Source organism: Saccharopolyspora spinosa NRRL 18395 (assembly GCF_000194155.1).
Classification (GTDB): Bacteria; Actinomycetota; Actinomycetes; order Mycobacteriales; family Pseudonocardiaceae; genus Saccharopolyspora; species Saccharopolyspora spinosa.
The window spans coordinates 302,937-327,870 of record NZ_GL877879.1 but is presented as its reverse complement, the minus strand read 5'-3'; the positions used below and the strand labels follow the sequence as shown (position 1 = coordinate 327,870).

Genomic DNA, 24,934 nt, shown 5'->3' with positions numbered 1-24,934 from the left:
AGTTCCGGCGCTGGACCCGGAGACCGAGCGGCGCGCGCTGGAGGAGATCGCCCGCGCTCGCTCGGAGCTGCCCGACCGTGACGAGGCGATGTTCGGCACCTACCTCGGATCGCTCGTGCGCCGCCTGGAGCCGACCAGCGAGGCGGACCCGGCGAACATCCTGGCGTCGCTGATGGCGGCGACCGGGGTCTATCTCGGCGACGGGCCGCACATGCGGGCCGGGGACGGCCGGCACCCGCTGCTGGTGTGGCCGATGGTCATCGGCCGGACCGGTGTAGGCCGCAAGGGTGCGGGCTGGTCGGCCGCGAAACGCCTACTGCTGGCCACCGACCCGGACTTCGTGGAACGCAACATCCACTCCGGTCTGACTTCCGGTGAGGGGCTGACTCAGGCGTTCAACGAGGACGAGGCGGGCGCGACCGGCCCCGACGAGGGAGAGGAAGGCAAGGGCAAGAAGCGGGCGTCGCTACTGCCGCCTGGTGATCGGCGGCTGCTGGCGTTCGAGACCGAGTGGGCCACCGTCATGGCCCGGATGAAGCGGGAGGGCAACACGCTCTCGGCGCGCGGCGACCCCGCACGCCCAAAAACGGCACGCACAGTAACCAAACGAGAAGGGAACCATCGAATGCCACGCAAGCGCCGCCCGGAAGGCACCCGGGCACCCAACGGAGCCAGCAGCATCTACCTCGGAAACGACGGCTACTGGCACGGCCGCGTCACGATGGGAACCCGTGACGACGGCCGCCCCGACCGACGGCATGTCCAGGGCAAGACCGAGGCCGAAGTCATAGACAAAGTGCGCAAGCTCGAACGCGACCGCGACGCCGGACGGATGCGCAAGCCTGGCCGGGCCTGGACCGTCGAGAAGTGGCTGATGCACTGGCTGGAGCACATTGCGAAGCCATCGGTCCGGCCGAAAACCGTCGCCCGGTATCGGACTTCCGTCGAGCAATACCTGATTCCTGGTCTCGGTGCGCACCGCATCGACCGCTTGCAGCCGGAGAACATTGAGAAGCTGTACGCAAAATTGCTCGCTCGCGGGTTGGCGCCGTCCACTGTGCACCATGTTCACCGGACTCTGCGCGTCGCTTTCAACGAGGCGTTCAAGCGGGAACACATCACGAAAAACCCGGTCCTCGTTGCGAAAGCGCCGAAGCTGGTCGAACCGGAGATCGAGCCGTTCACCGTGGCCGAAGCACAACGAATTCTCGATGTTGCACGGACACGGCGGAATGGTGCTCGGTTCGCACTCGCGCTCGCGCTGGGAATGCGCCAGGGCGAAGCTCTCGGACTCAAGTGGTCCGACCTGCGAATCACCTGGCACCACGGGTGCGCATCCGGACTCACCGAAGAACAGCAGGCGGCCATCGAAATGCTCGCGAAGGTCGATCCGCAGCGATGGAAGCGGCCTGACGATTCCGGGTGCGGATTCAAGGACGTGGAGGACTGCCCGCAGGCTCACCCGGCCGCGACACTGAACATTCGGCGCGCATTGCAGCGCCACACCTGGCAACACGGGTGCGGTGACAAACCGACGTGCGGCAAGAAACGGGGCGCGGACTGCCCGCAGCGTCATGGCGGCGGCTTGGCCATCGTCCCGGTGAAGTCGAGGGCGGGGACGCGCTCGATCAGCGTGCCTGAGCCGCTGATTCATGCGTTGCTCGATCACGACGAGGCGCAGGATGAGGAACGGCACTTGGCCCGGAACCTGTGGCACGACGATGGATGGATGTTCGCTCAGCCCAACGGGAAGGCGACGGACCCGAGGGCCGACTATGGCGAATGGCGCGAGCTGCTGGACGCCGCGAAGGTTCGGCCGGCGCGGCTGCACGACGCGCGGCACACCGCCGCGACGATGTTGCTGGTTCTCAAGGTCGCACCACGGGCAATCATGGACGTGATGGGCTGGTCGGAGGCGTCGATGCTGACCCGCTACGTCCACGTGCCGGACGAGATCAAGCAGGGCATCGCGGGCCAGGTCGGCGGACTGCTGTGGAAGGACTGGCAGCAGCCCGACGACGGCCCAGACGACGAGGACGGCGGCACCGCCGGGCACCCTGTCCCGGCCTGACGTGCCCACTGCCAGAGGAGGCGTTTGAGCCGGAAACTGAGCCGGAACGACACCAGGCGCTTTCCGTGTCCACGGAAAGCGCCTGGTGAGAGCGGAGCCGCCTAAGGGAATCGAACCCTTGACCTACGCATTACGAGTGCGTCGCTCTAGCCGACTGAGCTAAGGCGGCGTTGCACGGCCAAGTGTAGCGGGCCGGACCTCGCCGTCGTTCATGGCCCCGACTGCCCGGTGTCCGCAAAATCGACGCAGGCCAGCGGCCACGCTTGCCGCCGCCGACGCTTGTCTTCGCTGGTGGCCGGGATTGAATCCGGGAAGATCCCAACTTCGGCCGGCGCACTGCGACAACTTCTTCCGTCACATCGTCACCTTCGGCTCGCCGGACCGGCAGTGACGCTTGTCACGTGATTGGGAGGTTGTCGGATGCGGGTAGTCCGCCGCTTCAGCGCGTGCACCGCCGTCGGGTTGACCTTCGCCGGGTTGTCGCTGCTCGCCGCGTTCGCCCAGAGCACGCAGACGACGACGCCCATCCCGCACCTGAGCTGCCCGGGCAGCTCCCCGCCTCCGAGCCCACGTTCTTCGCGCATGAGCGGTCCATCGCGGAGGCCTCGCCTTTCGGCGTCGCCGTTGTCGGCAAGTCACTGCGAATGGCGACGGGACTGGCTCAGACAGCGCTACCGGATCATGCTGACCCGGCCAGCGGGGGCATCCGCCCGCCAGCGTCTCCAGCGGATCAGCTGGTGGAGCTCAGCGGGATGGAGGGCAGCGCGCACGCCCGCTGGGACGAGCAGGTCGGGCCGTGCGTGTCGCCGCTGGACGATGCACGGATGTCGATGGGCAGCGCTTCCGCCGTCAACGGCCTGCCAGGCGGATCGTCGCTGGACGGGTTGCTGAGCGAGGCACCCGCCGCGGACGGCACGGGCTCGCTGCTGGAGTACCGGACGCCATCAACGCGCATTCCAACGTGCAGCTCGTTTCCGCTCCCGGGCAGACCGACGAGGCCGTGCAGTCGACCTTGACGTCCAGGTCGCCAGCGTCCAGTTGTTCGCCGGAACTTCGCAGGAGATCCGCGTCGACGTGGTCGGCGAGCTCCGGCTCGTCGCCACGGCCACCGGCGCCCCATCGACGTCCACTGTGGACTATAAGGCGCCTATTCTCTGGGGCGCGCAGGCCGCGAGTTACTTGAGCGGGAAAACCAACGTGTGAACGATCCCGGCTGCTACGTCCTGCGCATCCGCTGAACCTCTGCAAACGACCACACCCGAAGCGACGCGCTACTCCGAAACCCTCGGCGGGCACGCGAACATGCTCGGGCACCACCTCGGCAGGGCGATCACCGACGCGCCGCGGCGCAGGTTGGTCGAGCTGCTCACCGCCACCGCCAAAAAGGTCGGCCTTCCGGCTCCGCTCGGCGTTCGTGGCCGACCTGGAGTGGGGCAGCCGGATGGCGCTGGTCCTCTCACAGCCCGACGCCCGCCCGAACCTCGAAGAACCGATGCCCACTGGGGCTGCGGCGAGGTCCGTCCCTGGCAACCGTCCTGATCCCGCTGGCGCTCCGAGACTGTTTTCGGGGATATAGAGGCTGTTTCGGACGTGGGATGTGGTCGCAGTAGGGCAGTGTGCGTCTACGAAGCTGCAAAGCCGCCGTCCACACCCCGCAGTTAGTGAAGCAAACAGGCCGTTCACTCCACATGACACTGCAGTGCAAGGCCAGCATAGAGCGGACGGAGCGAACGGACCGTTCACTTCACCTATCGAGGCGAACAGGCCGTTCACTTCACCAGCCAGCGAGGGCGCACCACTACGCGGAACGAGTTCTAAAACAGGCTCTACAGTACCCAAAAGACTCAAGTACCCTCACCGGCCCGTACACATCAATGTCCACTGTGGAGTCATCCGGTGTAGAGGACGGCTAGCATTGCTTCCACCGCGATGATGGGCTTCACGTTCTGCGTCAGGGCTTCACGGCACTCCAGGACCGCGTCGAGGCGGCGCAGCGCCGACTCCGACGTCCACTCCGCCGCCGCCTTCGCCACCGAACGCTCGAAGTCCGGGTGGTTCAGCGGGGCGGTCGAGCCCGCGCGGGTCACCAGCACGTCCCGGTAGAAACCCGCCAGGTCGACCAGCGCCAGGTCCAGCGCGTCCCGCTGGGAGCGCGTGGCGCGCGACTTCTGGCGCTTCTCCAGTTCCTTCAACGCCGCGTTCGCGCCGCGGGTAGCCGCCGCCGTGCCCTTGCCCGTGCCGCCCGCGCCCATCGCGGTCTTCAACTCTTCCTTCTCGACCTCGTTGCGGTCCTCGTTCGCGGTGACCGCTTCCGTCTCGGCCAGCTTCACCAGCCCGGTGGCCGCCGTGAACACGTCCGAGAACCGGCGTAGCCCCAGCGGAATGCGCAACACTGACTCGCGCCGCTCCCGCACCTCCTCGTCGGTCGCCAGCCGCCGCGCCCGGCCGATGTGGCCGCCGCACACCGAAGCCGCCCACTGCGCGAGCTCCGCGTCCACTCCATCGCGCTCGTGCAGCACCTCGGCGATCGCGCCGGACAACGGCGTGCGCAACTGCACGACACGGCACCGGGAGCGGATCGTGACGGACACGTCCTCCGGGTGGTCAGACGGCGCGCACAGCAGGAACACGGTCCTCGGCGGCGGCTCCTCCACCGCCTTGAGCAGGGCGTTCGCCGCGCCTTCCGTGAGCCGGTCGGAGTCTTCGATCAGCACGATGCGCCACTGGCCGGTGGTCGGCCGCCGCGCTGCGGCCTGCACGAGCGCCCGCATCTCCGCGACCGAGATCGACAGGCCTTCCGGCACCACCAGCCGAACGTCCGCGTGGGTACCGTGCAGCACCGTCCGGCACGCCGAGCAGTGCCCGCAGCCCGGCTGCTCGGGGTCCGAGCACTGCAGCGCCGCGGCGAAGGCCCGGGCGGCCGTAGAGCGGCCCGATCCGGGCGGCCCGGTGAACAGCCACGCGTGCGTCATCGATCCCGGCGGGACTGGCTCACCCCGCACCTGGAGGTGGGCGGCACGCACTGCGGCGAACAGCGTCTGCACCGCGTCGGGCTGTCCGACGACCTCCGCCCACACGCCGGTCTTCGGCTGCTCCGGAGCGTCGGTCTGCATCACGTCGCCTCCAGTACTTCGCGGACACCCAGACTGTACGGGGCGGCACCGACCGGCCCCACCGCCAGTTCGCCAACAGGGCCGTGAGTCTTTGGGCTGCCTATGGCAACCCAAAGACTCACGGCCCCGGGATCAGCTGAACGGCGGGCTCACACCTACTTCGAAGAGGAACTCGCCCGCTTCTTGGCCGCCGTGCTCTTCGTCGCCGTGCTCTTCGTCGCCGTGGTCTTCTTGGCTGGCGCCTTCTTCTTCGCCGGGGCCTTGGCGCGCCGCTCCGCGAGCAGTTCCACCGCGCGGTCCATGGTCAACGACTCGACGTCATCGCCCTTGCGCAGCGACGCGTTGGTCTCGCCGTCCGTGACGTACGGACCGAACCGGCCGTCCTTGATCACCAGCGGCTTGCCGGTGTCCGGTGCCTCGCCGAGTTCCCGCAGCGGCGCCGCGGCCGCCCGCCGACCCCGCTGCTTTGGCTGCTCGTAGATCTTGAGCGCCTCCTCCAGCGTGATCGAGAAGATCTGGTCCTCGGTCTCCAGCGAGCGCGAGTCCGTTCCCTTCTTCAGGTACGGACCGTAGCGGCCGTTCTGCGCCGTGATCTCGTTGCCGGACTCCGGGTCCTTGCCCACCACGCGCGGCAGCGACAGCAGCTTCAGCGCGTCGTCGAGTGTCACGGTGTCCAGCGACATGCGCTTGAACAGGCTGCCGGTGCGCGGCTTGCCCTTGCTGCCCTCGGGCAGGATCTCGGTGACGTACGGCCCGAACCGGCCTTCCTTCGCGACCACCTCGTTCCCCGACTCCGGGTCGGTGCCAAGGCTGCGGCCCTCCATCGGGGTCGCGAACAGCTTCTCCGCGATCTCCACGGTGAGCTCGTCCGGCGGCAGGTCGTCCGGCAGGTTCGCGCGCTGCGACGAGCCGCCACCCAACGTCCGCTCCAGGTAGGGGCCGTAACGGCCGACCCGCACGTAGACGGTGCGGTCCTCGTCGTCGTTGAACATCGGGATGGAGTTGATCTCCCGCGGGTCGATCTCCTCGACCCCGGAACCGACCAGCTTCTTCAGCCCGCCGGCCCGGCCGATCGAGTCCTCCGGGCCGATGTCGCCGCCGAAGTAGAACCCGGACAGCCACCGGGTGCGCTGCTGGCGTCCCTCGGCGATGCGGTCCAGTTCGTCCTCCAGCGCGGCCGTGAAGTCGTAGTCCACCAGCCGGCCGAAGTGCTTCTCCAGCAGGCCGACCACGGCGAAGGCGATCCACGACGGGACCAGGGCGGAGCCCTTCTTCCACACGTAGCCGCGCTCCTGCACGGTGCTGATGATCGACGCGTAGGTCGACGGGCGGCCGATGCCCAGCTCTTCCAGCGTCTTGACCAGGCTGGCTTCGGTGAAGCGCGGCGGCGGGTTGGTGGTGTGCCCGTCCGGCGACAGTTCCGGCGCGGTGATCGGCTGGTTCCGCACCAGCTGCGGCAGCCGCGACTCGGCGTCGTCGGCGACCCCACCGGCCTCCGAGTCGACCGCCTCGACGTAGGCCTTCAGGAATCCGGCGAAGGTGATCGTGCGGCCGGACGCGGCGAAGGTGCACTCCTCGCCGCTGGAGGCGGTGCCGGTGATGCGCACCGACAGCGTGGTGCCCTTCGCGTCTGCCATCTGGGAAGCGATGGTCCGCTGCCAGATCAGCTCGTAGAGCTTGTAGCCGTCGACGTCGTTGCGCAGCTCGGCCGCGACCTGGCCCGGGGTGCGGAAGCTCTCGCCCGCCGGGCGGATCGCCTCGTGCGCCTCCTGGGCGTTCTTGACCTTGCGGTTGTACTGCCGCGGCTGCGGCGACAGGTACCGCTCGCCGTACAGGTCGCGGGCCTGGTTGCGCGCCGCCGTGATCGCCGTCTCGGACAGCGTCGTCGAGTCCGTACGCATGTACGTGATGTAACCGTTCTCGTACAACCGCTGCGCAGTGCGCATCGTCCGGTCGGCCGAGAAACGCAGCTTTCGGCTGGCTTCCTGCTGCAGCGTCGAGGTCATGAACGGCGCGTACGGCTTCCGGGTGTACGGCTTCTCCTCGACGCTGGACACGTGCAGGCGCGCGTCGGTGAGCGCGGCGGCGAGGCTGCGGGCCTCCTGCTCAGTCAGCACCCGCGTGTCGGCGTTCTTGAGCTGCCCGTTCGGGCCGAAGTCGCGGCCGGTGGCCAGCTTCGCGCCGTCCACGTTCACCAGGCGCGCGCCGAAACGGCGCGGCGAGGCGTCCGGACCGGCATCCATCGTCGCGGAGATGTCCCAGTACTCGGCCGGGACGAACCTGATCCGCTCGCGCTCCCGCTCGACCACGATCCGGGTCGCCACCGACTGCACGCGGCCCGCCGACAACTTCGGCATGACCTTCTTCCACAGCACCGGGCTGACCTCGTAGCCGTACAGCCGGTCCAGGATGCGGCGGGTCTCCTGCGCGTCCACCAGGTCGTGGTCCAGGTCGCGGGGGTTGGCGGCGGCCGCCTGGATCGCCGACTCGGTGATCTCGTGGAACACCATCCGGCGAACCGGCACCTTCGGCTTCAGCGTCTCCAGCAGGTGCCAGGCGATCGCCTCGCCCTCGCGGTCACCGTCCGTCGCGAGGTAGAGCTCGTCGACCTGCTTGAGCGCGTCCTTCAGCTCGGTGACCGTCGACCGCTTGTCCGAGCTCACCAGGTACAGCGGTTCGAAGTCGTTGTCGACGTCGACACCCAGCCGGGCCCACGCCTGCCCCTTGTACTTCTCGGGCACGTCCTTGGCGTTCTTCGGGAGGTCCCGGATGTGCCCGCGAGAAGACTCGACGATGAAGTTCGAGCCCAGGTAGGAGGCGATCTTCTTGGCCTTCGCAGGCGACTCGACGATCACCAAGCGCCGACTCGCGGAGCCAGCCCCGTTAGGGGACCCCGAAGCCCGGCCGGTCCCGCCGGCCTTCTTCGTCCGTGTCGACCCAGCCACGCTTACCTGCTCTCTTCTTCCGGAGGCTTCCGTTGCACCCGGTGTTACCCGACAAGTTCCTCAGTGTGCCCCTTGTGCGCTAGTTCGCAGCGCGCCGGGAAGGCACAGGGTTGCACATAACACACTGAGACTCGTCAACGTCTTCTTGTACGAACGTATCGGGTGACTGCGATGTTCCGATGCGTGACCTGGCGTGATGTGCGTCAAACCGGTCAAGACACCAACGGCCACGTTCGCTCGATCGCACCATCGGGCATTGGGCCGACGAGCTCGGCGAGGCGGGCCAACCGGCGGCGACCGGCGACGCGCAGCGCCGGGCCACCGGCACGCGGACCGACCGGCTTGGCCGGGAGGCCGCAGCCGAGCAGCGCCGCAGCCAGCGGCGCGTGCGTGTCAGGTGCGTGGGGATCGAGGCCTAGGCGGTAGCCGGTGGGCTCGGCGTAGCCAGCGGTCAGCGCCCAGATCCGGAGGGCGGCGCCGTCCGGGACGAAGTCCGGCGGGACGGATTTCACGGCGCCGCGCAGCCAATGCGCGGCGAGGCCGGTGAGGTCCGAGCGGAAGGCGGTGCGGATCAGTGGTCGGCCTTCGTCGGAGCGGCCGAGCTCGGCTTCCACGCCGCGTTCGGCGCAGGCGGCGACCAGGGAGCGGGCGCGCCATTCGGCGTCGACCACCACGGATAGCCGGGCCGCGGTGCCGCGGCCGAAGCCGACCGCCTGCCCGGGGCCGCACAGCATGCCCGCGAGGTCGGCGACGTCTGGCTGCCGCGCCTCGGCCGAGTAGAAGGACAGCTGGTCCACGGCCCGCATGCTAGAACAGTAGTTCGACCTTGGCCAGCACATCCACCCGTTTATGCGAGGGTCCACCGCAGTTTCAATTGAAACTGCGCCCTCACGAGCACCCAGCGGCCGGTCTCAGCCCGGTTACTGCTGGGGCTGGGCGAAGAACTGCTTGCAATCCGGCGCCTGCTGGGCGGCGGCCTTGAGCTCCTCGTTGTGGTCCAGCTGCTCCAGCTCGTCCTGGAGGTTCAGCTGCTGACCCTTCTGCAGCTCCTGCTGCACGCCAGTCATGCCCTCCTGGAACCGCTGCTCGTTGCTCGAGTCGATCTGCTTCGCCTTGTCGCCCGCCCCCTGCAGGAGGTCGCGGACCTGCGTGAAGCCCTGCTGGAAACCCTCGTTGACCTGGTCCGCGCCCGCGATCGGCGACGGGCCCAGGCCCTTCAGGCCCTGGACGGTGCCATCGGCGGAACCCACCGCCGAGTCGATTCGTTCGATCACCGTTTTCTTGAGCGTGGCCGTGTTCGTCTTGTCCACGGGCGGGAGCTGCTTCTGGGAAGCGGAGAAGCCGCCCACCAGACCGCACATCCGGCCCACCCACGCAACCCCCTCCGGGCTCGGGGCGGCGGCCTTCGGGGGCGGCGCCGGGGCCGGGGCGGGACCTGCCGCGCACCCGGCGAGCGCCAGCGGAACGGCTGCCAGCACCGCGATGGACGTCGAACGGATCTTCATGCGCACTCCTCGCAATGTTCGGAGTTGCCTTCGGCGTGCCGCCCGACTCTCCCCCACCGGCCACCGCACGCCGGAAGCCGGGGTCGGCTACTCACCGAAACCCCAGCTCACGGAAAGGGCGCCGCCCCCGCACCGCGGGGACAGCGCCCTTCTCGATCGGCGCGACGTCAGGGCGCGCCGTTGACCGCCTTGTCGTCGGACGGGGATGACTCCGCGATCGCCGTGGAGCGGCGCTTGGAGACCACGACCGCGGTGATGATCACCGCGACCGCGACGACCGCGATGACGTGCCCGACCACCGGGTTCGCGTCCGTGCCCACGGTGAAGGTCACCACGGCCGGCGCGATCAGCACCGACACCAGGTTCATCACCTTCAGCAGCGGGTTGATAGCCGGACCGGCGGTGTCCTTGAACGGGTCGCCGACGGTGTCGCCGATGACCGTCGCGGAGTGGGCCTCGGAGCCCTTGCCGCCGTGGTAGCCGTCCTCGACCAGCTTCTTCGAGTTGTCCCAGGCACCACCGGAGTTGGCCAGGAAGATGGCCATCAGGGTGCCGGTGGCGATGGCACCGGCGAGGTATCCCGCCAGTGGGCCGACGCCCAGGCCGAAGCCGACCGCGATCGGCGCCAGCACCGCGAGCAGACCCGGGGTGGCCAGCTCGCGCAGCGAGTCGCGGGTGCAGATGTCAACGACCTTGCCGTACTCGGGGCGTTCCGAGCCGTCCATGATCCCGGGCTTGTCCCGGAACTGCCGCCGCACCTCGTAGACCACGGCCCCAGCCGCGCGGGACACCGCGTTGATCGCCAGGCCCGAGAACAGGAACACCACGGACGCCCCGATGATCACGCCCACCAGCACGTCCGGCGCGTAGACGAAGAACTTGGAGGCGTCGAGGTGGCCGGCCACATCGGCCAGCGCGGCGCCGATCGCGTCCGTGTAGGACCCGAACAGCGCGGTCGCGGCAAGCACCGCCGTCGCGATCGCGATGCCCTTGGTGATCGCCTTGGTGGTGTTGCCGACGGCGTCCAACTCGGTGAGGATCTTCGCGCCCTCGCCCTCGACGTCGCCGGACATCTCGGCGATGCCCTGGGCGTTGTCGCTGACTGGGCCGAAGGTGTCCATCGCGACGATCACGCCGACGGTGGTCAGCAGACCACAGCCGGCCAGCGCGACGGCGAACAGCGCCACCGGCAGCGAACCAGACAGCAGGAACGCGCCGAACACCGCCGCGCCGATGATCAGGCCGGTGTACACGGCGGACTCGAAGCCCACCGACAGACCGGACAGGATCACGGTGGCCGCGCCGGTCAGCGACGACTTGCCGACGTCGCGCACCGGTCGGTGCTCGGTGGCGGTGAAGTAGCCGGTGAGTTTGAGGATGACCACCGCGAGCAGGATGCCGATGATCACCGCGACCAGCGCGATCAGCGCCGGGCTGCCGTGGGTGGCGCGGACGCTCTCGGAGACGCCGGTGAGCTCGGCGAACGTTCTGGGCAGGTACAGCATCGCCGCGATAGCGCAGAGCACCGCGGAGATGCCGGCCGAGATGTAGAACGACCGGTTGATCGCGGTCAGCGCGCTCTCGCCGGCGCGGGCCTTGGTGATGTAGACGCCGATCACCGCCGTGATCACGCCCAGAGCGGGCACGATCAGCGGGAACAGCAGGCCGTGCAGGCCGAACGCGGCGGTGCCCAAGATCAGCGAGGCGACCAGGGTGACCGCGTAGGACTCGAACAGGTCGGCCGCCATGCCGGCGCAGTCGCCGACGTTGTCCCCGACGTTGTCGGCGATCGTGGCGGCGTTGCGCGGGTCGTCCTCCGGGATGTTCTGCTCGACCTTGCCGACCAGGTCGGCACCCACGTCGGCGGCCTTGGTGAAGATGCCACCGCCGACTCGCATGAACATCGCCAGCAGGGCGGCGCCGAAGCCGAAGCCCTCCAGCACGCGCGGGGCACCGCCGGCGTAGACCAGCACCACCAGCGCGGCGCCGAACAAGCCGAGGCCGACGGTGATCATGCCGACCACGCCGCCGGTGCGGAACGCGACCCGCATCGCCTTCTCGCGCCCCTCGCCCGCCTCGCGGGCTGCCGCCGCGACGCGGACGTTCGCGCGGGTGGACAGCCACATGCCGAGGTAGCCGATGGTGGCCGAGAAAGCGGCCCCGAACAGGAAGAAGATCGATCGGCCGATCATCTCGCCGGTGCTCTCCGCAGGCAGCGCGAACAGCACCAGGAACACGATCACCGCGAAGATCGCCAGCGTGCGGAACTGCCGGTTCAGGTAGGCCGACGCGCCTTCCTGCACGCCTTTGGCGATGTCCTGCATCTTGGCCGTGCCTTGGCCGGCGGACAGCACCTCCTTGATCAGGACGTAGCCGAAGGCAAGGGCGGCCAGGGCGATCACCATGACCACGCCGACGACGACGTAGTCGGCGCCGCCGAGCTCGATACCGGTGGCTTGCTGGGCGAGGTCCATCCGGGTATGCGAGCTCGGTGGTGCAGCGCCCTGGGCCCAGCCGTGCTGGACCGGGGTGAGCAGGGACATCCGTCCTCCTGGGTTGTGCTCGGTTCAGCACCGGAACCCGGAACGCTCGACCAGGCTTCGATGCGCGGTAGGCGGCCCCGCCCGGTACGGCCGGTGATCTTCCGTTGGCCGTCCGTGGCGACGTCGTGGCTCGGGAGTCTATTCAGGCCACGAGTGGCTTACCTCACGGTGTGATACGCAACTCGTCCCGACGTGGGGTTCTGTTACTAAATAATCGATTCAGATGGGCGCTTAATCACCCAATTGGGCAAAGCTAAATTTGGCCCAAACGAGTGAGATGAGGTAAAGGACATGACTCCAACGGTCCACTGTGTCGCCACCGACGCCAGTGCTGCGGGCCCGAAACTGCAGAAAGAACCATCCGATCGAGCGATACCGACGCGGATGCGGGAACCGGGAACGCGTGCGCAGGACGCGATCGGCATTGTGCAAGGCTCGCTTCTGTGCGCGCAGCGGACGAGGACAAGGGGCGGCGGTTGCTCGACCGCGCCGTAGCCGGCATACCGGCCGACGAAACACCAGTGCGCCACGTCGAGCGCCTGACGGCCCGCCCGGCACGGACCGCCGACTGGCCGAAGTGGGCCCCGCCTCGGCTGGTGGACGCGCTCCGTGACCGCGGTGCGCGGGAGCCGTGGGTGCACCAGGTCGAAGGAGCCGAAGCGGTCTGGGCCGGCGAGAACGTGGTGGTCGCGACCGGCACCGCCTCCGGCAAGTCGCTGGTCTACCAGCTGCCGGTGCTGTCCACGCTGCTCGACGACGACCGGGCGACCGCGCTCTACCTCGCCCCCACCAAAGCGCTCGGCGCCGACCAGCTGCGCACGATCGACGAGCTCGGCATGCGGGAGGTCCGGGCGGCGAGCTACGACGGCGACACCCCGCAGGTGGAACGGGACTGGGTGCGTGCGCACGCGCGGTGGATCTTCACCAACCCGGACATGCTGCATTACGGCGTGCTGCCCGGTCACAGCCGGTGGGCGCGATTCTTCCGGCAGCTCAGCCACATCGTGGTCGACGAGTGCCACACCTACCGCGGAGTGTTCGGCTCGCACGTCGCGCTGCTGCTGCGCCGCCTGCGCCGTGTCGCGCAGCACTATGGCGCGGATCCGGGTTTCGTGCTCGCCTCGGCGACCGTGTCCGACCCGGCATCGCTGGCCGCGCGCCTCACCGGTGTCTCGTGCCGCGCCGTGACCGACGACGGATCACCGCGTGGGGCCCGGACGATCGCGTTCTGGGAACCGCCGCTGCTCGACGAGATCATCGGCGAGAACGGCGCCCCGGTGCGCCGGGCGGCCGGCACCGAGGCGGCGCGCATCATGACCGAGCTGGTCATCGAGGACGCCCGGACGTTGGCGTTCATCCGGTCCCGGCGCGGGGTAGAGCTGGCTGCGCTGTCCGCGCAGCGTGCGCTGTCCGATGTGGACGAATCGTTGGCCCAGAAGGTCGCCGCCTACCGCGGCGGGTACCTGCCCGAGGACCGCCGCGAGCTGGAGCGCTCCCTGCTGTCGGGCGAGCTCCGCGCGGTGGCGACCACCAACGCGCTGGAGCTCGGCGTCGACATCTCCGGCCTGGACGCCGTCGTAGTCGCCGGATATCCCGGCACCCTTGCGTCCTTCTGGCAGCAGGCCGGACGAGCCGGGCGGGACGGCGAGGGCGCCCTGGTGGTCTTCGTCGCGCGGGACGATCCGCTGGACACCTACCTGGTGCACCACCCGCCCGCCATGCTCGATCGGCCGGTCGAGGCGACGGTGCTCGACCCGACCAACCCGTACGTGCTCGAACCGCACCTGGCCTGCGCCGCAGCCGAGCTGCCGCTCGACGAGGACTCCTTCGACGTCTTCGGCGGCGAGCACGCGCGCCGGGCTGTGGAAGCGCTCACCGCGGACGGGGTGCTGCGCAAGCGCCCGCACGGCTGGTTCTGGACCTCCCGCGAGCGTCCACATCGGAACGTCGAACTGCGGGGCGCCGGTGGACACCCGATCGCCGTCGTGGAGGGCGAATCCGGGCGGATGCTCGGCACCGTGGACCCGGACTCGGCCTGCGGGACTGTGCACCCCGGCGCCGTGTACCTGCACCGCGGCGAGTCCTTCGTGGTGGACGAGCTGGACCTGGAGACCGGAATCGCCCTGGTGCACCAGGAGAACCCGGATTGGACGACCTCACCACGCAACGTCGTGGACATCTCGGTGCTGCGGACGATCGAGCGGCACGACACCGGACGCGGCGTCACGGTTTGCCTCGGCGAGGTGGAGGTCACCTCGCAGGTCGTCGGCTACCTGCGGAAACGGCCCTCCGGCGAGGTGCTGGACCAGGTTCCGCTCGATCTCCCCGCGCAGACCCTGCTGACCCGGGCAGTCTGGTACACGGTCGGCGACGAGCTGTTGGCCGGCAGCGCGCCGGGGGGCGCCGGGCTGGATCCGGCGCTCGTCCCCGGCGCGCTGCATGCCGCCGAGCACGCGGCGATCGGTCTGCTACCGCTGTTCGCGACCTGTGATCGATGGGACATCGGCGGGGTTTCCACCGCGTTGCATGCCGACACCGGGGAGGCAACGGTGTTCGTGCACGACGGTCATCCGGGAGGGGCCGGATTCGCCGATCGCGGTTATGCCGCATTGGTCCCGTGGTTGGCCGCGACGCGGGAAGCGATCGCTTCCTGCGACTGCCCGGCTGGGTGCCCGTCCTGCGTCCAGTCGCCGAAGTGCGGGAACGGCAACGAACCGCTGGACAAGGCGGGGGCGGTGGCTGTTCTCGACGCGGTGTCAACCGCGCTCGGGAGAAGCGCCGCTGGATCGGCTGGGCTCCACGGCGACCGTCCACAAGAGAGCTGAGCACGAAAGGCTGGTTCGTGCTCGTAGGAGGCGTGTCTGGTCGTACCGGGAACCCTGGGCGCGGATGCCTATCCGTTCGACGCCTGCGCGGTCGGCAGGTGGTCACCTGCCCGCTGCGAGGAGTTCCGCCACGTTCTCCGGATTGCTGTTGTCAAGGAGTTCAAGACCCGTGCAGAACGCGTCCTGCACGAAGTCGGAGCCGGGCAGCTGCCAGGCGCACACCTCGGGCTTGACCCGCCAGTGCACCGCACCTCCCGGGTAGGCCGTCGGGGGCATGGGCACCCAACTTCCGTTGCCGCGCAAGCGGATTTCATCTTGCTCGGCCAGTTCGGGGTAAAGCTCGCCGCCGCTGGACATCAGGAAGTACCAGCGGCCGTCCGGGGTGGCGACGATCGGCACGGGGAAGCCGAGTGCGCGCAGCACCGAAGCGGCCCGGCGGCCGAGGTCTGCGTCGACCTCGATGGCGTCGACCGTGGTGCCGGTGGCGATCAGCAGGCCGTACGGCCGCTCCGACCACCAGGACGTGACCTCGTCGGGGTTGGTGCCGAGCCGGTCCTGCCAGTCACGGTAGATCGGCATCAGGCCGTTTTCCTGCCGTCCGCGACGGCCGATCCAGACATCTTCTTCGGGATAAGTTCCGGGCAGCACCGGCCAGCCGCGCGAGGCGAATCCGATCGCCTGCACACGGAGTTCGATACGGCTGCTGGTCAACCCGGCCGGGTGGGCCGGGATGCCGCGGAAGGCGTTGGGCCACCTGTCCGCCGACCGTCGCATTTGCTCCGCCTCCTCGTTCCACAGTGGGCGCCGGACCGGCGGCCCGGGGTCGCCTCCGGAATCACCTTCGGCAGCCGCCTGGTTCTCGACCTCGTTGTCGTGAACCTTGGGTCCTGCGCTCACACAACTAATCAACGTCATCCGACCCCGCCGAGTACACCCCCAGTCGACGACCGGTAGCTCAGCCGCGACGAACGCTCCCGGCCGAACACGAGCACCGATAGATCATCCTGGTGAGCGGCACTGGAACGGCCGCTCCCAATGGTGATTTCGGAGCCGCTCGACCGTTCGTCGACCGCTCATCGCAGCCGGGCCGATCAGTCGTCGGTCGACCCGGCACGGGCCCGTGCGCTGGCTTTCCGACTGCCCGGGACGAACTCGGGAAGATCGGTCCGCACTGCCACGAGGGCATCCCATCCGTCCAGGGTGCATTCCGCCATCTCGACCCGCATCCCGTTCGCGACCTGGTTCGCCCGTTCGCATGCCGTTTGCTGCCCATGCGGCGCGTACGCCGCCGCGGCCAGCGCCGCGAGGTCCGCCGCCCCTTCGGCCCGGTGACGGGCGATGGTCACCGCGCCCAACTGCAGGACGAACCACAGCAGGGCGAGTAAGGCCATCGAGAGCACTGCCGAAAGCACGGTTGCCGTGCCCCGATCGCCGTTCATCGCACCACCAGCCCTTCGACCCCCGGTTCCAGCACCGCCACCGCGCGTGCGTGCAGCGACTGGCTGGGCAGGAACCCGCCGGGCAGCGGCGCACTCACCTCGGTGCTGACCTGATCGCCCTCGATCAGCACCGACAGCGACGCACCGGCCGGGGCGATGCGGCCGACCGCCTCGTCCGCGCGGGGCCGGTCGCCGCGCGCCACCAGCCGCGCGGCCTCGACAGCCGCGTCGGTGCAGCGGAGATGACCGATCAGCGCGCCTGCTCCGGTCAAGATCAACGCGAACACCGCGATCACCGAGCAGATGCCCAGCGCCGCCTCGACAGTCACCGCCCCGGCATCGCGGCCGGTCGTTCCGGCGCCGGGCGCAACGACCGGCGCCGGAACCACCTCCGCCATCAGACACCGCCGCCTTCCAGTCCGCGGGCGATGAGCCCAGCCAGCGCGTCCTTGATCGAATCACCGGTCACGACGCTGTAGAGCAGCGAAGCGAACGCCACCGCGGCGACAGTCCCCACCGCGTATTCGGCAGTGCTCATGCCTCCGTCGCCGTGCAGCAGCGTGCGGAGCCGACGCGTCGCCGTCCACCGGTTCGTTCGGGTACTCATTTCGACCGACCCCTTCCAATACTTGTCCACAATGGATTACAACGGCGCCGCGAGGCGGTGCGCCATGCCGACCACCACGGGGAGCACCCCAAGGCACAGAAACGCGGGCAGGAAGCACAGGCCCAGCGGTGCCGAGATCCACACCGTTGCTCGCTGAGCGCGTGCTTGGGCCTGCTCGGCGACCGTGGCTCGCGCGTGGCTTGCGATCTCGCCAGCAACGTCCGCCAGCGCGCTGCCGGTCCGGGCGGTTCGCCGGGCCGCACGTGCGAGCTCCGCCGTGTCTGGGTTCCGCAATGCCGGTTCCCAGCCGGTTGCGGCATCCGAGCCCAGCGCGAGGTGATCGGCGACCTCGCGCAGCGTTCGGCACGCCGAACCGGTGAGCTCGTCGGCCACGGCCCGCACGATCACCGGCACCGGCAGCCCGGCGCGCATCCCGGCAGCCAGCAGGTCCCAACCCGCAGCCAACGCCAGCGGGTCCGTTCGGTCGCGTCGCCTGTCAGCCGCCGCGGACCACCGACGCACGGCGAAGGCGGCGGCCAGGCCGATCAAGACCCCGCCGACCGGACCCACCGCCTGCACCGCACCGGCCCCGGCGGCCAGCGGGAGCATCCAGGCCACAATGGACGGTGCTGTCCGGCTCCGCCCCGGCGATCGCGGGCCGAGCGCTCGCAGCCGCGCCCGCGCCGAACTCGCCGGGACGAGCAGCAGGGCCACCGCCGCGAGCAGCAGTTCGATCACGGCTGCACCACCGCCCTGGTCAGGCGCAACGTCCAGCCGACCCCGGCGCACAGCAAGGCCACCCCGACCAGCAGGAGAAGTTGCCCGAGCAATCCGCCGGTCAGCACGGTGATCGGTGCTGCCCCGACCGCCTCGCCGAACAGCAGCCCGAAGAGCGGCAGCCCGGTGAGCACGGCAGCTGTCGACCGCGGGCCAGCCATCTTCGCTTCGACGTCCCGGCGGAACGCCGCGCGCCGTTCGACATCGCTGCGCACCGAATCGAGCAAGTCGGCCAATGCGACGCCGTGCCGCTCCGCGAGCGCCCAGGCCTTCGCCATCCGACCCAGTGGCTCACGCAGTTCGGCGGCCCCGTCGTGCGCTTCGAGAACCGTCGCGACGTCGCCGCCGAGCCGAACCGTGGTGGCCATGTCCTGGAACACCTGACCAACCGCCGGGCCCGACTCCGCCGCCGCTCCCTCGGCCGCGGCGGCCGGGTGGGCACCTACGCGCAGCTGCGCCACCAACAGCCGCAGTCCGGCGGTCAGCTCGTCGGCCTGCTTCAGCCGCTGGCGCCAGTCCCGCTGCGATCGCCAGTACTTCACTCCGAGCAACGACAGGGCAATTCCCGCGCACGAACCAACGGGACCAGCGAAACTCCAGCCCGCCACCGCGACGGCCGGAACGGCGAGCAGCCGCGCCGCCCGACGGAGTGGGAGCCCAGGAACGTAGGCCGGCACGGTGCGGAGCCGTTCGCGGGCCCGGATCTCCGGCCAGCACAGGACGGCCGCGGCCAGCACGACCAGCGCGTGGATCAGCACGGCAAGGCACCTCCCCTCGCCTCCAGCAGCACCGCCAACGCATCCCTGCCCGGCCCCCAGCCGCTTTCGACCTGCCAGGCCGGGAGCACCTCGACCAGGTCGCCGTCCCGGCGCAGCACGCCGATACCAGCGAGATGCCTGCCGCGCCGGGCGCTCCGCCGAACGTGCAGCACCACCTGCACGGCCGCGGCCAGCTGGCTGTGCAGTGCGGCACGCGGCAGTCCGCCGAGCGCCGCCAGTGCCTCCATCCGAGCCGGGACCTCTTGCGGCGAGTTGGCGTGTAGCGTGCCACCGCCCCCGTCGTGCCCGGTGTTCAGCGCGGCGAGCAGCTCACGGACCTCGCCGCCGCGCACCTCGCCAACGATGAGCCGGTCCGGCCGCATGCGCAGCGCCTGCCGGACGAGGTCCCGGACCTGGATCTCCCCCGCGCCTTCGACGTTCGCCGGGCGGGTGAGCAACCGGACCACGTGCGGATGCCGCGGGTAGAGCTCGGCGGCCTCTTCGACACACAAGATGCGCTCGGACTCCGCGACCTCGCCCAGCATCGCCGCCAGCAGCGTCGTCTTGCCGCTGGCGGTACCTCCTACCACCAGGAACGCCAGCCTGGCGGCCACGATCTCGCGCAGCACCGCGGCGGTCGGCCCGTCGAAGGCTCCGGAGCTCCGCAGCGCATCGAGGTCGTGCGCGGCAGGGCGCAGCACGCGCAGCGAGATGCAGGTGCCCTCGCCCGCGACCGGCGGCAGCACGGCGTGCAACCGCACCGGCCCAGACGCGCTTTCCTGCGGCAACCAGGCGTCGACCCACGGCTGGGCGTCGTCCAGCCGACGTCCGCTGGCAACGGCGAGCCGCTGTGCGAGACGGCGCACCGCATCCTCGTCGGCGAAGCGCACCGCCGCCCGCTGAAGCCCGTCGCCCCGGTCCACCCAGACCTTGTTCGGCGCGGTGACGAGCACGTCGGAAACCGCCGGATCGCGCAGCAGCGGCTCCAGCACTCCGGCACCGCGGAATTCCTGCCCGCGGAGGCGACGGCTGCCGAGGTCAGCGTGGCACCGCTGCCGACCAGCCGGTTGCGCACCCGCTCCAGCAATTCGCCGTCGATCGCATCGGCCACAGTGGACCCCGCTGGCGCTGCGCCGGCGATCTGATCGATTTCCAGGACACGACTCATGGACATGACTGACCCACTTCCGTTCTGGTGAAGCATCGAATAGAGCTGCTTCCCGCACCGGCCGACCGGCTGGTGCGGACCTTCCAAGCCCGCGCTCGAGATCGGTGCCGTCGCGACGAGACCGCCGCCGCCAGCACCGAAGCTGTGGGCAACTCCGAAGGCCCGCCGGCACACGGGCCTCGATCAAGAACTCAACAAGCCACAGTGGACATTTCCGCGTCGGCGAGCGCGGCCAGGACTGCCTGCGCGGCTCGCGCAACCGGCCCCCGGCGGATCGCGCCGAAGCCGCCGCGGTCCAGGGCGGCGGGCAGGCTCGGCTGTGGCCGCATGACCGACAGGACCTCCGCGCCCACCGCTCGCGCCACGTCGGCCGTGCGCAGTCCGCCCGGTGCCGGACCTCGCACCACCAGCCGGACCGGGCCAGCCGCATGTTCACGGATGCTCGCCACCGCACGGGCCGCCGCCGCGCAGGCGCGCACTTCGGCAGGGACGACGACCACCGTCAGGTCTGCCTGGCGCAGCCCGGCCACGGCCGCTGCCGGGAGGGTGCGCGGCAGGTCGCAGACGACAGTGTCGCCCGCCCGACGACCCGCACCGAGCACCGCTCGCACCGCCTCCGGGGTCAACCCGCTCGACGGCCCGTCACGGTCGCAGGACAGCACTGTGATCGCACCGGCTCCGATGCGACGCTTCGGCAACGCCTCGTGCAACGCGCTCGCCGCGAGCCGACCGGCGTTGACGGCCAACCCCGACCAGCGCAGGCCGTCGGCCGCTTCGGCTCCGACGGCGAGGTCCACGCCGCCACCGAGCGGATCGCAGTCGACCAGCAACGACCGTTCGCCGCCGCGCGCCGCGACCACCGCCACCGCCGTGGCCACCACCGAGGCACCGGCACCGCCACAACCGCCCAACACCGCGAGCACCCGGCCGCCCTGCGTCGGCACGTCGCCAGCATCGGACAACAGCTCGATGAGGGTCGCCTCGTCGGCGGGTAGTTGCAGGACGTGCTCGGCACCGATCTCGAACGCGGCGCGCCAAAGATCAGAGGTCAGGTCCCGGCACAGCACGGCGACACCGCGTCTTCGCGGCAGACCGTCGGCCGCACCGATCGCGGTTGGGTCGAGCAGCACCAGCGGCGCGGTCCGCCAGTCGGCAGCCGCCGGATCCGGGGTGTGCTCCAGCTCGACGCCGGTGGCAGCGGCCAGTCGCGAGACCTCTTCTGCCAGCACGGAATCCCGCGTGATGAGCAGCGGACGTCCAGTAGTCATGGTGATGCCTCCGGCAATCGAATGATACGAGTGGGATGAACGCGGAATTGGTGCGCTCGATAACCAAGGTGGCCGGATCTTCGACGACTGCCAACCGGGTTTTCCAAATCTGTGGACAAGTCCAGCACCTGTGGATAACTCGCATCCCCCGGAAGCGCGATACTCACCTGACGAAAAAAAGAATTCACATTCGCTTCGGCTGGATTCGCCCGCACTGGCTCCGCCGGAAATGGGACGACCCCCGCCAGGGGGGAGGAGCGGGGGTCGTCAACAGTTCAGCTCCGGGGGGTCGAGCTGAACTTGTCCGGGTAGCACCGGACTACCCTCACTCTAGCCCGTAGATCCCCTGCAACGCCCCCCGTCCATTAGAGGGAACGTTCTTGCGCTCGGTGTGCACTGAACCGAACGCTAGCCGACATTCGAGTCAAGAATTAGCCGCCATTAGACGAGAGCAACACGCAGCACCACACGCAGCGTGAGTTATCGGCACACACCGACGCACCCGGCGCGCGTCCGCGGGATGCCCGCCGATGAGTCCGGAAATCCCGGCACCGGGACCGCGCAACAACTCCCCGCAAAGAGGACAACTGCCGAACCACTCGCGCAAAACGCGACAACGGAGATCGAAGGCGAAAACAGGAATGGAAAAAGCTCCGGCAATGCGCACCCGCAGCCCGCTCCTCCCGGCTCGTATGCTGTCGGCGTGACAGAGCCCGCGAACCCATCGGCCCCCACCGGACGGCGGGTGGCCGCGTTCTTCGACCTGGACAAGACCGTCATCGCCAAGTCGAGCACGCTCGCCTTCAGCCGGCCCTTCTTCCAAGAGGGTCTGATCAACCGGCGGGCCGTGCTGAAGAGCGCCTATGCCCAGTTCGTGTTCATGCTGGCCGGCGCCGACGCCGACCAGATGGACCGGATGCGCGCGCACATCACCTCGCTGTGCACCGGCTGGGACGTCGAGCAGGTCAACGCGATCGTCGACGAAACCCTGCACGACATCGTCGACCCGCTGGTCTACAAGGAAGCCACCCAGCTCATCGCCGAACACCAGGAGCAGGGCCACGACATCGTCGTGCTGTCGGCCTCGGGCGAGGAGGTCGTCGCCCCCATCGCCAAGCTGCTCGGCGCCACGCACTGGTCCGGCACCCGGATGGTCGTGATCGACGGCCGCTACACCGGCGAGGTCGAGTTCTACTGCTCCGCGGAGAACAAGGCGACCGCCGCCAGAGAACTCGCCGACAAGTACGGCTACGACCTGTCCGAATCCCACGCCTACTCGGACTCGATCACCGACTTGCCGCTATTGGAGAGCGTCGGGCATCCCACCGTCGTCAACCCCGACCGCGGGCTGCGCAAGGAGGCCGTCCAGCGCGGCTGGCCGTCGTTGTCCTTCGAGCACCCGGTGTCGCTGCGCGCCCGGATCCCCACGCCGTCCCGCGCCGCGGTGACCGCAGCCGGCGTCGGCATGGGCGCGGTGGCGGCGGCCGGAGCCGCGTGGTGGGGCTTGCGGGCCTGGCGCCGCCGCCGCTGATGGCGCATCCGGCCGCACGTTTTCGGCTCCACACAGCGGAACCCCGGTAATCACCACCGGCGGAACCAATACCTACGGCGCACACCCGAACCCTTGCAGTGACGCGCGTCACCGACTACAAAGAGAAGTGCGGACCCTGGTTGGCCAGGGATGTTACGGAGGAGAAGTAGCATCCACCCCGATCAGACTCCGCGCGCGAGACCCAGAGCACCCACGCGTTGCCGCACACAAGGCTGGTCGTTCCACAGGGTTGCGTACCGGGACGCCGGACGCCTAGCCCGGAAGTTACGACACAAGTGCACGCTTGGTAACCCGAGTACTCGCGCGGAGGGCGGCGGCCCGTCGATCTGATCGACGGGCCGCCGCCGTATGTGCGGGGTCGTTCGCCACGCGGCTCGCGTGCGCCGGAGTTCTCCACCAGATCGGCCCGATGCCGCAGGCAGGATTGCGCCGACCAAAGCCCTCTTTGCGGGACTGCCTGTGCCCACGCCGATGCACAGCGTTGACCGGCGCGAGCCGCGTGGGTAACTTTCGAAATCGACCGATTTCGTGGTGAACACTTTCCGCCCGGCGAAATCCCCCGCCCGCAGGGAGGCCAACGTGAAGACCCGAGCGCGCCGCGCCGTTGTCGCGCTGAGCGCCATCGCCATCGGCGCCGCAGCACTTTCCGCGACCGGCGGCGCAGTCGCTCCGGCGCAACGGCTGTCACCTGACGAACTGCTCAAGCAGATGACGCTGGAGGAGAAGGTCGGGCAGCTGTTCATCACCTACGCGTACGGCCGCACCGCGGACACGCCGCACCCGAAGAACCAGGAGGAGTTCGGCGTCGACACCCCGGCGCAGGTGGTGCAGAAGTACCACCTCGGCGGCATCATCCATTTCGCCTGGACCGACAGCCTCTACGACCCCAAGCAGATCGCGGAGCTGTCCAACGGCCTGCAGAACGCCGCGCTCACCTCGGGCGCGAAGGTGCCGCTGCTGATCTCTACGGACCAGGAGCAGGGGCAGATCACCCGCATCCCGGAGCCGGCCACCCAGTTCCCGGGCAACATGGCGCTCGGCGCCAGCCGCAACCCTGAAGACGCAAGCCGCTCGGCCGCGATCACCGGACAGGAACTGCGTGCGATGGGGCTGAACCTGAACTTCGCGCCGAGCGGCGACGTCAACGTCAACCCGGCGAACCCGGTGATCGGGGTGCGGTCGTTCTCCTCCGATCCAGCGCTCGCCGCGCAGCTCACCGCCGCGCAGGTCCGCGGCTACGAGGACTCGGCCAAGCCGGGCGAGACGGTGTCGGCCTCGGTCAAGCACTTTCCGGGGCACGGCGACACCAACCAGGACAGCCACACCTCGCTGCCGGTGATCGAGCACGACCGGCAGCAGTGGGAGCAGCTGGACGCGCCGCCGTTCAGGGAAGCGATCGGCGCCGGGACCGACATGGTGATGAGCGCGCACATCGTGGTGCCCAAGCTCGACGACTCCGGTGAGCCGTCGACGCTCGCGCCGAACGTGCTCACCGGGATGCTGCGCAACGAGCTCGGCTACCAAGGCGTGATCGTCACCGACTCGCTGAAGATGGACGGCGTGCGGGAGAAACACACCGACGCCGAGATCCCGGTGCTGGCGCTCAAGGCCGGGGCCGACGTGATGCTGATACCGTTCAACGTGCCGGTCGCCATCGACGGCGTGGTCAACGCGGTGCGCACCGGCCAGCTCACCGAGCAGCGCATCGATGAGAGCGTGAAGCGCATCCTCGCGCTGAAGTCCGCCCGTGGCGTGCTGGACAACCCGTTCGTCGATGTGTCCAAAGTAGACAAGATCGTCGGGACGCGGAAGCACCTTTTCGAAGCGCAAGCCATCACCGACCGCACCACGACGGTGCTGCGCAACGACGGGATGCTGCCGCTGAAGCCGCCGACGACGATGTTCGTGACCGGCGCCGGGGACAAGGCGACCGCCGCGCTGGCGGAGCGCATCAAGGCGCGCGGCCCGCGGACGACGGCGTTGGCGACGGGCTTGAAGCCGACCCCGGAGCAGATCAACCAGGCCGTCGAAGAGGCAAGGCGCAACGACATCGCGGTGGTGCTGACCAACGCCGCTTGGAACCCGGACAACAAGGCGCAGCTCGACCTGGTCCGCGCCCTGCAGCAGACCGGGAAGCCGGTCGTCGCGGTCGCCGTGCGCGACCCGTACGACGCGGCGTACGTCGAACTGCCCGCCTGGATCGCCACCTACTCGGACAAGGCGGTGGCGATGGAATCGCTGGCGAGGTTGCTCTTCGGCGAGATCGTCCCGGTCGGCAAGCTGCCGGTCCCGGTGCCCGACCCGCACCAGCCCGGCGTCGACAAGTACCCGTTCGGCCACGGTCTGACCTGGTAAATGGGCGA

Annotated in this window: 20 protein-coding genes and 1 tRNA gene; 5 read left to right on the top strand and 16 right to left on the bottom strand. The window is 69.4% G+C overall.

Annotated elements, in window-relative coordinates:
- On the top strand, positions 1-2,071 hold a 2,071-nt coding region (locus SSPN_RS0120615), incomplete at its 5' end, for a tyrosine-type recombinase/integrase (protein ID WP_010307996.1).
- Between the two features lie 95 nt (positions 2,072-2,166).
- Here SSPN_RS0120615 and SSPN_RS0120610 read toward each other — a convergent pair.
- The 3 genes from SSPN_RS0120610 to SSPN_RS49115 all read right to left on the bottom strand — a co-directional run bounded on the left by SSPN_RS0120610 (position 2,167) and on the right by SSPN_RS49115 (position 3,026).
- Positions 2,167-2,240: transfer RNA gene (locus SSPN_RS0120610), tRNA-Thr, on the bottom strand.
- 193 nt (positions 2,241-2,433) lie between these two features.
- A complete protein-coding gene (locus SSPN_RS60070; protein ID WP_148272018.1) occupies positions 2,434-2,655 on the bottom strand; it encodes a hypothetical protein in 222 nt (73 codons plus the stop codon).
- Positions 2,656-2,801: 146 nt separating this feature from the next.
- Positions 2,802-3,026, bottom strand: a complete 225-nt coding sequence (locus SSPN_RS49115) for a hypothetical protein (RefSeq protein WP_010307993.1) — start codon at positions 3,024-3,026, stop codon at positions 2,802-2,804.
- Positions 3,027-3,109: 83 nt separating this feature from the next.
- Here SSPN_RS49115 and SSPN_RS56930 point away from each other — a divergent pair, with 83 nt between their 5' ends.
- The gene (locus SSPN_RS56930; RefSeq protein WP_010307989.1) at positions 3,110-3,274 is read left to right on the top strand and encodes a hypothetical protein; all 165 of its coding nucleotides are present in this window, start codon (positions 3,110-3,112) and stop codon (positions 3,272-3,274) included.
- A 686-nt stretch (positions 3,275-3,960) separates the two neighbouring features.
- On the opposite strand, the gene SSPN_RS0120595 is transcribed toward SSPN_RS56930, so the two are convergent.
- The 5 genes from SSPN_RS0120595 to SSPN_RS0120575 form a co-directional block, all read right to left on the bottom strand.
- Positions 3,961-5,184 carry a DNA polymerase III subunit delta' gene (locus SSPN_RS0120595; RefSeq protein ID WP_010307986.1) on the bottom strand — a complete coding sequence of 408 codons (1,224 nt, stop codon included), beginning with the start codon at positions 5,182-5,184 and terminating at the stop codon, positions 3,961-3,963.
- A gap of 155 nt (positions 5,185-5,339) precedes the next feature.
- The gene (gene topA, locus SSPN_RS0120590) at positions 5,340-8,129 is read right to left on the bottom strand and encodes a type I DNA topoisomerase (RefSeq protein ID WP_187764757.1); all 2,790 of its coding nucleotides are present in this window, start codon (positions 8,127-8,129) and stop codon (positions 5,340-5,342) included.
- A 212-nt stretch (positions 8,130-8,341) separates the two neighbouring features.
- Complete coding sequence (locus tag SSPN_RS0120585) at positions 8,342-8,935, bottom strand: hypothetical protein (RefSeq protein ID WP_010307982.1); 594 nt, start codon at positions 8,933-8,935, stop codon at positions 8,342-8,344.
- Positions 8,936-9,049: 114 nt separating this feature from the next.
- Positions 9,050-9,634, bottom strand: coding sequence for a hypothetical protein (locus SSPN_RS0120580; RefSeq protein WP_010307979.1), 585 nt, complete (start codon positions 9,632-9,634; stop codon positions 9,050-9,052).
- Positions 9,635-9,801: 167 nt separating this feature from the next.
- The gene (locus tag SSPN_RS0120575) at positions 9,802-12,108 is read right to left on the bottom strand and encodes a sodium-translocating pyrophosphatase (RefSeq protein WP_237710800.1); all 2,307 of its coding nucleotides are present in this window, start codon (positions 12,106-12,108) and stop codon (positions 9,802-9,804) included.
- Positions 12,109-12,620: 512 nt separating this feature from the next.
- On the opposite strand from SSPN_RS0120575, the gene SSPN_RS0120570 reads away from it, so the two are divergent.
- Positions 12,621-15,002: a DEAD/DEAH box helicase gene (locus tag SSPN_RS0120570; RefSeq protein WP_010307972.1), complete on the top strand. Its 2,382-nt coding sequence runs from the start codon at positions 12,621-12,623 to the stop codon at positions 15,000-15,002.
- Positions 15,003-15,104: 102 nt separating this feature from the next.
- On the opposite strand, the gene SSPN_RS0120565 is transcribed toward SSPN_RS0120570, so the two are convergent.
- The 8 genes from SSPN_RS0120565 to ssd all read right to left on the bottom strand — a co-directional run bounded on the left by SSPN_RS0120565 (position 15,105) and on the right by ssd (position 21,019).
- On the bottom strand, positions 15,105-15,899 hold the full coding sequence (locus SSPN_RS0120565; protein WP_010307970.1) for a bifunctional DNA primase/polymerase: 795 nt from the start codon (positions 15,897-15,899) through the stop codon (positions 15,105-15,107).
- A 194-nt stretch (positions 15,900-16,093) separates the two neighbouring features.
- On the bottom strand, positions 16,094-16,441 hold the full coding sequence (locus tag SSPN_RS0120560; protein ID WP_010307966.1) for an Rv3654c family TadE-like protein: 348 nt from the start codon (positions 16,439-16,441) through the stop codon (positions 16,094-16,096).
- Positions 16,438-16,839, bottom strand: a complete 402-nt coding sequence (locus SSPN_RS0120555; RefSeq protein ID WP_010307962.1) for a TadE family type IV pilus minor pilin — start codon at positions 16,837-16,839, stop codon at positions 16,438-16,440. Before SSPN_RS0120555 ends, SSPN_RS0120560 begins: the two co-directional genes overlap by 4 nt.
- Positions 16,839-17,048 carry a DUF4244 domain-containing protein gene (locus tag SSPN_RS0120550; RefSeq protein WP_010307958.1) on the bottom strand — a complete coding sequence of 70 codons (210 nt, stop codon included), beginning with the start codon at positions 17,046-17,048 and terminating at the stop codon, positions 16,839-16,841. Before SSPN_RS0120550 ends, SSPN_RS0120555 begins: the two co-directional genes overlap by 1 nt.
- Before the next feature lie 36 nt (positions 17,049-17,084).
- The gene (locus SSPN_RS44760; RefSeq protein ID WP_010307953.1) at positions 17,085-17,786 is read right to left on the bottom strand and encodes a type II secretion system F family protein; all 702 of its coding nucleotides are present in this window, start codon (positions 17,784-17,786) and stop codon (positions 17,085-17,087) included.
- A complete protein-coding gene (locus SSPN_RS0120540; protein WP_010307949.1) occupies positions 17,783-18,583 on the bottom strand; it encodes a type II secretion system F family protein in 801 nt (266 codons plus the stop codon). Before SSPN_RS0120540 ends, SSPN_RS44760 begins: the two co-directional genes overlap by 4 nt.
- Positions 18,577-19,671, bottom strand: coding sequence for a TadA family conjugal transfer-associated ATPase (locus tag SSPN_RS44755; RefSeq protein ID WP_085982144.1), 1,095 nt, complete (start codon positions 19,669-19,671; stop codon positions 18,577-18,579). Before SSPN_RS44755 ends, SSPN_RS0120540 begins: the two co-directional genes overlap by 7 nt.
- Positions 19,672-19,942: 271 nt before the next feature.
- Complete coding sequence (ssd, locus tag SSPN_RS0120530; protein ID WP_010307940.1) at positions 19,943-21,019, bottom strand: septum site-determining protein Ssd; 1,077 nt, start codon at positions 21,017-21,019, stop codon at positions 19,943-19,945.
- 703 nt (positions 21,020-21,722) lie between these two features.
- On the opposite strand from ssd, the gene SSPN_RS0120525 reads away from it, so the two are divergent.
- Both SSPN_RS0120525 and SSPN_RS0120520 read left to right on the top strand, forming a co-directional pair.
- Entirely contained in the window at positions 21,723-22,550 is an 828-nt protein-coding gene (locus tag SSPN_RS0120525) for an HAD family hydrolase (RefSeq protein ID WP_029535547.1), read from the top strand.
- A gap of 600 nt (positions 22,551-23,150) precedes the next feature.
- Positions 23,151-24,926 carry a glycoside hydrolase family 3 protein gene (locus SSPN_RS0120520; RefSeq protein WP_029535546.1) on the top strand — a complete coding sequence of 592 codons (1,776 nt, stop codon included), beginning with the start codon at positions 23,151-23,153 and terminating at the stop codon, positions 24,924-24,926.
- The last annotated feature ends 8 nt before the right edge of the window (positions 24,927-24,934 follow it).

Bases quoted from the DNA above. Each gene is read 5' to 3' on its own strand.
- SSPN_RS60070 (WP_148272018.1), bottom strand. From the start codon at position 2,655: ATGCGCGAAGAACGTGGGCTCGGAGGCGGGGAGCTGCCCGGGCAGCTC.
- SSPN_RS49115 (WP_010307993.1), bottom strand. From the start codon at position 3,026: ATGCGCGTTGATGGCGTCCGGTACTCCAGCAGCGAGCCCGTGCCGTCC.
- SSPN_RS0120595 (WP_010307986.1), bottom strand. From the start codon at position 5,184: ATGCAGACCGACGCTCCGGAGCAGCCGAAGACCGGCGTGTGGGCGGAG.
- SSPN_RS0120585 (WP_010307982.1), bottom strand. From the start codon at position 8,935: ATGCGGGCCGTGGACCAGCTGTCCTTCTACTCGGCCGAGGCGCGGCAG.
- SSPN_RS0120580 (WP_010307979.1), bottom strand. From the start codon at position 9,634: ATGAAGATCCGTTCGACGTCCATCGCGGTGCTGGCAGCCGTTCCGCTG.
- SSPN_RS0120575 (WP_237710800.1), bottom strand. From the start codon at position 12,108: ATGGACCTCGCCCAGCAAGCCACCGGTATCGAGCTCGGCGGCGCCGAC.
- SSPN_RS0120560 (WP_010307966.1), bottom strand. From the start codon at position 16,441: ATGAACGGCGATCGGGGCACGGCAACCGTGCTTTCGGCAGTGCTCTCG.
- SSPN_RS0120555 (WP_010307962.1), bottom strand. From the start codon at position 16,839: ATGGCGGAGGTGGTTCCGGCGCCGGTCGTTGCGCCCGGCGCCGGAACG.
- SSPN_RS0120550 (WP_010307958.1), bottom strand. From the start codon at position 17,048: ATGAGTACCCGAACGAACCGGTGGACGGCGACGCGTCGGCTCCGCACG.
- ssd (WP_010307940.1), bottom strand. From the start codon at position 21,019: ATGACTACTGGACGTCCGCTGCTCATCACGCGGGATTCCGTGCTGGCA.